Annotated in this window: 4 protein-coding genes and 1 pseudogene; 2 read left to right on the top strand and 3 right to left on the bottom strand. The window is 67.3% G+C overall.

Going from position 1 to position 7770, the window contains the following annotated elements; all coding sequences use genetic code 11:
- Together ACFWF3_RS16260 and ACFWF3_RS16255 are read right to left on the bottom strand one after the other, a co-directional pair.
- Positions 1 to 1193: pseudogene (locus tag ACFWF3_RS16260) on the bottom strand (hypothetical protein); the annotation flags it as partial.
- A gap of 205 nt (positions 1194 to 1398) precedes the next feature.
- Complete coding sequence (locus ACFWF3_RS16255) at positions 1399 to 2604, bottom strand: PucR family transcriptional regulator (RefSeq protein ID WP_379314300.1); 1206 nt, start codon at positions 2602 to 2604, stop codon at positions 1399 to 1401.
- A gap of 140 nt (positions 2605 to 2744) precedes the next feature.
- Between ACFWF3_RS16255 and ACFWF3_RS16250 the strand changes: the two genes are divergently transcribed.
- Entirely contained in the window at positions 2745 to 4214 is a 1470-nt protein-coding gene (locus ACFWF3_RS16250) for a long-chain fatty acid--CoA ligase (RefSeq protein WP_379314301.1), read from the top strand.
- Positions 4215 to 4261: 47 nt separating this feature from the next.
- Positions 4262 to 5119: an alpha/beta fold hydrolase gene (locus ACFWF3_RS16245; protein WP_379314299.1), complete on the top strand. Its 858-nt coding sequence runs from the start codon at positions 4262 to 4264 to the stop codon at positions 5117 to 5119.
- An 86-nt stretch (positions 5120 to 5205) separates the two neighbouring features.
- Here the strand turns inward: ACFWF3_RS16245 and ACFWF3_RS16240 are convergent, their stop codons facing one another.
- A complete protein-coding gene (locus tag ACFWF3_RS16240) occupies positions 5206 to 7695 on the bottom strand; it encodes an FAD-dependent monooxygenase (RefSeq protein WP_379314298.1) in 2490 nt (829 codons plus the stop codon).
- Positions 7696 to 7770: the final 75 nt, after the last annotated feature.

Raw genomic sequence — 7770 nt, 5'->3', positions numbered from 1 at the left:
CACGCTGCTTCCTCGAGGTCGTCAGCGAGAACAGATACCCCCTCGGCAAGGGTCTCCACGGTCTTCTTCTCACCCTCCAGATCCTCGAGTTCGGCGAGCAAGGCCTGAAGTTCGTCATTCTCCGGTCCGGTGACACGCTCCTTGAGCCGGTCGGCGACGATCCGGAAGCGAGCGACGCGATCTTCGGCCGCCTGGCGTTGATCCCGCTCCGCGTTCAACTCTGCCTGCTTTGTCTCGAGTTGCGCACGAAGGATTTCGATTCGCTCGGCGAGAGTCACTACGGTCTTGCCCAGGCTTGTCACGCGCTCGCGGAGACTGACGATGACAGCCTTTGCTGCCTCTTCGTTGCCGTCGACATCGCGCAGCACGAGCTGGGTCACGACGTGGAGTCGGATGGCGTCGGCGGCGATGCGAGCGGCCGTGAACCCGGCGGCCTTACCCGCGAGCGTGACTGCCCCGACTCCTGCGGCGCCGCTGAAACCGGTGATGAGGGCGGCACCACCGGCCATGCCGAGACCACCGGCAGCGATGGAACCGCCGCCGATCGCGGCCAGGCCCGCCGAAGTGGCCACCGCGCCCGAATAGCCGAGAACAAGCGCACCGTACGCGCCGGCAATTGCTGGTGCGGCGAGTCCGCCGGTCAGGACACCGAGTCCGAGGCCCGCGCCAGCGAGGAGCGCGTACTTGGTCCAGTTACTTGCCTTCGACAGCTTCTTGATCGCGTCCTTGTATGCGGTTTCCACAGCAGGGAGGTCTTCGGGATGGAGTTGTTCCATCGACCGATGGGCGGCGGCGAGAGCTTCGGTCCGGACGGCCTTGTCCCACTTGCCCTCTACCCACGGCTCGAATCCATACAGGTCGATCAGCAGAAGCAGGGCCCGTGACCGTCTCGCCACGACCGAGGAGATCTGTGGCCCAGCGGATTCGAGCGCCTCGAGGTTCGGAGACTCACCATCCGCGGCGATCTGGTGAACGACTTCGGCGACAGCGGGCGACCAGTCGTCCTGGTCGCGCGCCACGATGGCCGCAACGGCATTGTCGCGAAAGGAGTTACGGATTTCGCGCTTGGACGGAAGGTGCTTGCCCTTCGACGCGGCGATGTCGCGCTGCATCATCTGGTACTGCCACGCGGTGAGGATGAAGTCCTCATCGGGAGAGAGCTCGAGCTTCTTCTGTACCTGTACCGCGTCCATCCGCGTGACATTAGCGACAGGGCCCGACAAGCAACGACGGATCCGAACAAACGCAGGACGGGACACAGGCGAAGGTGCTGGTGGGGCCACGGAAGAACGCGGGTGCCTACCTCACGCATCACTCGGCTGAGAGTCCCGACGAGTCCGAGTTCGATGAGGTTGGATGCTCTGCAGAACGGTAGGCGGGATGGAGGGTCTCCTCAGATCACAGGCCTCGACCCGCGCGCACTGTGGCCAGTACCTTCCAAGCCTGTAGTGCCGCACCGAGATCGCGTACTGCGGCGGGGTCGGTGAGGGAGCGGCCGGTGAGTTTCTCGATGTGGCGGAGGCGGTAGCGCACTGTGTTCGCGTGCAGGTAGAGCCGTTCGCCGGTGGTGGCCGCGGAACCACCTGCGGCGAACCAGGTTTCGAGGGTTTCCAGGAGGCGGTGGCGGTCGTCGTGGGGGAGGGCGAGTACCTCGTGTAGGCGCAGGTCGACCATGCGCGCAGCCTCCAGCGGCGCGGCGGCGACGACCATGCCCAGCGGATTGTCGTCGAATCGGGCGACGCCGGAGGTGTGATCGCCGAGGCCGACCACCGCGAGCCGGGCGAAATGCAGCGCCTGCGGGGTGTCGGTGAGTGACTCGTACGGTGGGCTCATGCCGACGCGTGCTCGAAATTTGCGCAGCGTGGCCAGCGTGGTGGACTCCTGATTCGCCGGGAGCGCGAGAACGCCGATCTGCTGATCCGGGCGGAGTCGCCAAGCGGAGATGATCTGCGCACGGCGCAACTCGGTTTCGATGCCGGGCAGCGCCTCCCGGCCCGCGGCGCTGACCTCCGCGGCGACCACCACGTAGCGTCCCCGCGGCGGCAGCCCGAGAACGCGCGTGGCCTCGCCGAGAGTGGCCGGGTCGGCGATGACGCCGGTGAACAACGCCTCGACCAGCACCGACCGCTCGTGCTCGCGTTGCAGCACGAGTTCTGAGCTCATCTCCCGGTAGGCGGCCGCGACGGCGACGGAGTACTCGCCTGCCAGCGCCCACACCTCGGCCGCCAGATCGACGAGGACGGCGTCGGTGACCGCCGGGTGACGTCGGGCCTCGGCGACCAGTTCCGACCACAGGAATTCGAAGCCGATCCGGAAGGCGTGCAGGGTCTCGGCCAGCGGCACACCCTGCTGGGCGCGCAGCCTGCCGGTTTCCTTCGGCGGCTCGGGATCCACCGGTTCGGCGGTGGTGAAGTGCTGGACCATCAGCGTCAGATTGCGGGTGCAGGAGGTGTGGATCGTGGCGAACGGAACCTGGTTCTCGTTGCGGTAGGTCTCGAGTTCGTCGACGAATCGCCGGGCCAGCTGTAGTCCGAGATCGTCGATGCGCGCGAGCAGTGCCGCGGCGACGTCGACGATCGGGCTCGGTGGCGATGTTCGGACCATTTCCGCAGCTTACCGGGGGTGCGGTTGTTCCCGCGGACAATGCTTTCGCGGCGATGTTGTCCGGCGATCCATGGGATCGCGGTCACAGCGGTGCGACGATTTTCGCGTTGTCGACCGCTTTCGTCCCCGAGGATCTGCCGATGCCCGCTCTGAGCGAGAACCTGCTCCACTCCGCGCTGCGCCACCCGAACCAGCCTGCGCTGCGCTCGGGTACGACCGTGCTGACCTACGCGGAACTCGAGGAGCGCACTGCTCGGGTCGCCGCCTTTCTGCGCGAGCGTGGGATCGAGCCAGGGGATCGGGTGGCGCTGATGCTGCCGAACGTGCCGGAATTCGTCGTGCTGTACTACGGCATCCTGCGATCCGGCGCGGTGGTCGTGCCGATGAACCCGTTGCTCAAATCGCGCGAAGTTGCCTATTACCTGCGGGATTCAATGGCGGCGCTGTTGTTCGACTGGGTCGACGGGCCCGGTGAAGGTCCGCATGGCGCGCAGGAAGCCGGGACCACGGCGCTCACCATCGACGCCGACCTCCTGGCCGAACTGCTCGCCGGGCACGACCCCCGCCGCGACGATCGCTCGATCACCGCCGAGGAACCGGCCGTGATCCTCTATACCTCCGGCACCGCCGGCACGCCCAAAGGCGCCGCGCTGTCGCATTCCGGGTTGGTTCACAACGCCGACGTCTATTCCACGACCGTGCTCGATATCGGCGCCGACGACGTGATCCTCGGCTGCCTGCCGCTGTTCCACACCTTCGGCCAGACCTGCGCGATGAACGCGGCGATCCGCAGCGGCGCCTGCCTGACCCTGGTGCCGCGCTTCGAGCCCGCGGCGGTCTTCGAGGCGATCGCGCGCGACGGTGTGACGGTGTTCGCCGGTGTGCCGACGATGTATTCGGCGCTGCTGCACGACCCCGGCGCCGCCGAGGCCGATGTCTCGACCTTGCGCCGCTGCGTCTCCGGTGGCGCCTCGCTGCCGGTGGAGCTGTTGCACGGCTTCGAACAGCGTTTCAGCTGTGTGATTCTCGAAGGATACGGGTTGTCGGAGACCAGTCCGGTGGTCGCGTTCAACCATGTGGGACAGCCACGCAAACCAGGCTCGATCGGTACGCCGATCCGCGACGTCGAGGTCGAACTCGTCGACAGCATCGACGGAATCGGCGAGATCGTGGTGCGCGGCCCCAACGTGATGCTGGGGTACTGGCGCCGACCCGCCGACACCGCCACGGCGATACCTGAGGGCTGGTTTCACACCGGTGACCTTGCCCGTCGCGACGAGGACGGCTACCTCTACATCGTCGACCGCAAGAAGGACATGATCATCCGCGGCGGCTACAACGTGTATCCGCGCGAGATCGAAGAGGTGCTCTACGAGCATCCCGAGATCACCCAGGCCGCGGTCATCGGGATCGCCGACGCGCATCTGGGCGAGGAGATCGTGGCCGCCGTCGCCCTACGCGTCGGCTCGACTACGACCGGCGAGCAGATCCAGGAATTCGTCCGGGATCGGGTCGCGGCCTACAAATACCCGCGGCAGGTGTGGCTACTCGACGCCCTGCCGACCGGGCCGACCGGCAAGATCCTCAAACGCGCCATCACCGGTCCGTGAAATCCACTGTCGCACAACACTGTCCGCACATCACACAGGAGTGATCCATGTTCAGCTACCCCAGCAGTGACGGCACCACCATCCACGTCCGGTCCTGGCTGCCCGCCGGCGACGACGTCACCGGCGTGGTCCAGATCGCGCACGGCATGGGAGAACATGCCGCGCGCTACAGCCATCTCGCCGAACGTCTCGTGGCGCTCGGCTACGCCGTCTACGCAGCCGACCATCGCGGACACGGACACAGCATGGCCGGTGCACCCGGTGACCTCGGCGACAACGGCTGGAATCTGCTCGTCGAGGACATGGCGGCGCTCACCACGATCCTGCGCGAGATCCATTCCGATCGGCGCGTGGTGTTGTTCGGGCACAGCCTCGGCTCGTTCGCGGTCCAGCAGTACCTGCTCGATCACGATGCGCTGGTCGATGCCGCGGTCCTGTGCGGTACCACCGCGGTGGATGAACTGTTCGCCGAGATCGCCGCTGCCGACGGCGACCTGCTCGCCCTGTTCAACCGGGAGTTCCAGCCGACCCGCACGCCCGCCGACTGGCTCAGCCGCGACGAGGCCCAGGTCGATGCCTACCTGGCCCATCCGTGGTGCGGGTTCGAGATCGACGCGGTGAATATGGCGTCGCTGGCGAAGCTGGGCAACGAACGGCTCGCCCGGCCCCGCGGCATCCGGACCGACCTGCCGCTGTATGTCATGGTCGGCGGCAGTGACCCGCTCAATGACGGTGCGCGACTGAGTGATCTGCAGGTGCGGCGTTACCGCGACGCGGGGCTCAGCGACATCACCTACCGTGTGTACCCGAACGCCCGCCACGAAATCCTCAACGAGATCAATCGCGACGAGGTGGAGAACGAACTCATCGCGTGGATCTCGCGGGACCGCGTTCCGGCGATCTAGGTGCCGGCGCGTCGATCCGAACGACCACGGCACTTCGATGTCGAGATCGATACCGAAGTGCCGTCGTGGTCGGTCGGGGGCGGAACTCAGTGCGCAGCAGCGACTTCCGGTGCGGAAACCACGCTGAGCAGAGCGTCGACGACGGTGTCGATCAACGCGTCGGCGCGTTCGGGCGACAGGAGTCCGTCGATGTAGCCGAGATTCAGCGACAACGCGTCGGTGCCGTGACCGACGGTCAGCATCATCAGACCACTGATCGACATGCCGGAGACGACTTCGGCGCCGGAGACCTCCCAGTTGCCGATACGGGCAGGGAAGTCACGAGTGTCGACGAAGGTCAGGCACAGATTGCCCGGCCCGCGGGCGTCCAGCAGGCCGACCACCTTGTCCGGTTGCGCCGGTGTCTTGGGCAGCATGAATCCGATTCCACCCAGGTTGGCCAGGTGCTGGCGCTGTTCGATACGACTCGCGAAGTCGGTGGCGAAGTCGGTGGCCGTCTGCCACAGCGGTTGTCCCGCCGGTGTGGGAAGGGCGATCATCGCCTGGTAAGCGCCGGTGTGGGTGGCGTCGAGCGGTCGCTCGAGCTGCTCGCGGAACAGTACCGAGACGCCGACCGGGAAGTGGGCTCGCGGTGCACCGGCGTCGTTTCCGGCGGCGCGCGCGAGTGCGGCGGCGACCAGACCCGACAGTGGTACGTCGCGTGTGGCGCAGGCGTCGAGGAGTGCCTGGTACTGGGTCCCGTCCACCACTCGCCGCGTCAGCTTGGTGAAACGCTGCGTGGGCGCAACTTCGGTGCCCGCGCTGACTCGCACCGGCTTGACCCGCAGATCGCGCACCCCGTCGGCCGCCAGCCGGGCGATGGCCTTGCGCTTGCCTCGCCAGCCTTGGAAAGGCCGGGGGAACAACGCTTCCGGCGCGGGTGGCGCGGGCACTTCGGCAACCCAGCCGCCGGTTTCGGCGGCGAGCTCGAGCACCTGCCGGGCGAACGACAGCACGGTCACCGCGTCGGCGATGGTGTAGGTGGAGGTCAGCACGAGGTCGTGGACGTCCGGTGCGACGGTGATCAAGGTGGCGCGCAGCAGCGGTGCCTCTGCTTCGAATCGTGTCCTCAATTCGGCGTCGACCTCGGCGACCCAGTCCTCGGATATCACCTCGCGCAACGGAATCGGGGCAATCGCGACCGGGACGAAGCGTGGATTGCGGCCGTCATCGCTGCGCACTTCGGCATGCAGCATCGGATGCCGCCGAGTCAGCGCGGCCAGACCGGCACGGACCGTATCGGCGTCGAGGTCGCCGGTGACGCGCACTCGCGAGACGATGTGCAGCGGCGCCACCTGATCCACGGTCCAGTGCCAGGGTTCCAGCGTGGACAACGGCCGCGGCAGCGCGGCGACCGGCTCGAGGTCGCCCAGCCCGGGCCACGTCATCGGTTCGGCGAGACTGGCCTGCAGTTTCGCTTCGGCGCTCTTGACGATGAAGCCGTCGCGAACGACGATCAGCGCACGATTGCGGGTCTGTTCGAGGCGGCCCAGCTTGCGGGATCCGTCGACGAGCATCGTGGTGCGCGGAATCCGCCGCTGTTCGTAGACCCGCAGTCCGGCCGCAGCGTCGTCGTGGGTGGCGAGCGCGTGCGCGAGCACCACCGCGTCCTCGATCGCCGAGTTCGCGCCCTGGCCCAGGCTGGGCAGCATCGGGTGGGCGGCGTCGCCGAGCAGGGTCACCCGGCTGCTGCCCCACGCGGTCAGCGGCGGGCGGTCCTGAGCGGGCAGTGCGAGAATGTCCGATTCCGGTGTGGCGGTGATGATCTCGGTGATCTCGGGCGCCCAACCCGTGAATCTGGCGAGCAGATCGTCTTTGCCGTGCGGCCAGTCCGCGGCCTGCTCGGCGGTGGTGGTCAGGGTGGCCCACCAGTAGACATTGCCGTGTCCGATGTCGTGGATGCCGAAGCGCATGCCCCTGCCCCAGTAGTGGATCGAGGCGCCGGGCTCGATCGCTGGGTGCGCGAACGGCACCAGCGCCAGCCAGCACACGAACTTGCCCGGCCGCGGAGCCTCGGCGCCGTGCAGCTGGGCGCGGATCGCGGAGTTGATTCCGTCCGCGCCGATCAGCACATCGGCGCTCAGGGTGCGGCCGTCGGTGAACTCGACCTGCACCGCGTCGGCGGTCTCGGTGAACGCGACCGCCTCGGCGCCGAGCTCTACCCGCAGGTCGTCGCCGCAGGCTGCCAGCAGCACGTCGTGGAGGTCTTTGCGGGCGAGTGCGACCGCGGGAGCGCCCAATTCGGCGTCGATGCCGGACACGTCGATGCGTCGCATGTCCGAACCGCCGGGCCGGCGAAAGGTGAACGATCGCGCCTGTGCGCCCGCTCGGAGCAGTTCCTCGTCGATGCCGAGATCGAGGGTGCGCAGGGCGTTCATCGCGTTCGACTGCACCGACAGACCGAATCCGGCCGCGCGCAGTTCCGGGCCGCGCTCGCACAGCACGACATCGATTCCGGCCCGGCGCAGGGCCGCGGCGGCGGTGAGACCGCCGATGCCTGCGCCGACCACTAGTGCCGACTTCACGGGTGAGTTCACTGGATTTCCTTGCTGTGTCGCGGGATTCGTCAGAGTCATGATGCGGTGGCTTTAGTTTGTTTGTTGATTTGTGTG

The organism is Nocardia sp. NPDC060220, assembly GCF_042727815.1.
In the GTDB taxonomy this organism is placed as follows: Bacteria; Actinomycetota; Actinomycetes; order Mycobacteriales; family Mycobacteriaceae; genus Nocardia.
The sequence above is the reverse complement of the archived record's forward strand: the minus strand, read 5'-3'. Positions and strand labels throughout refer to the sequence as shown.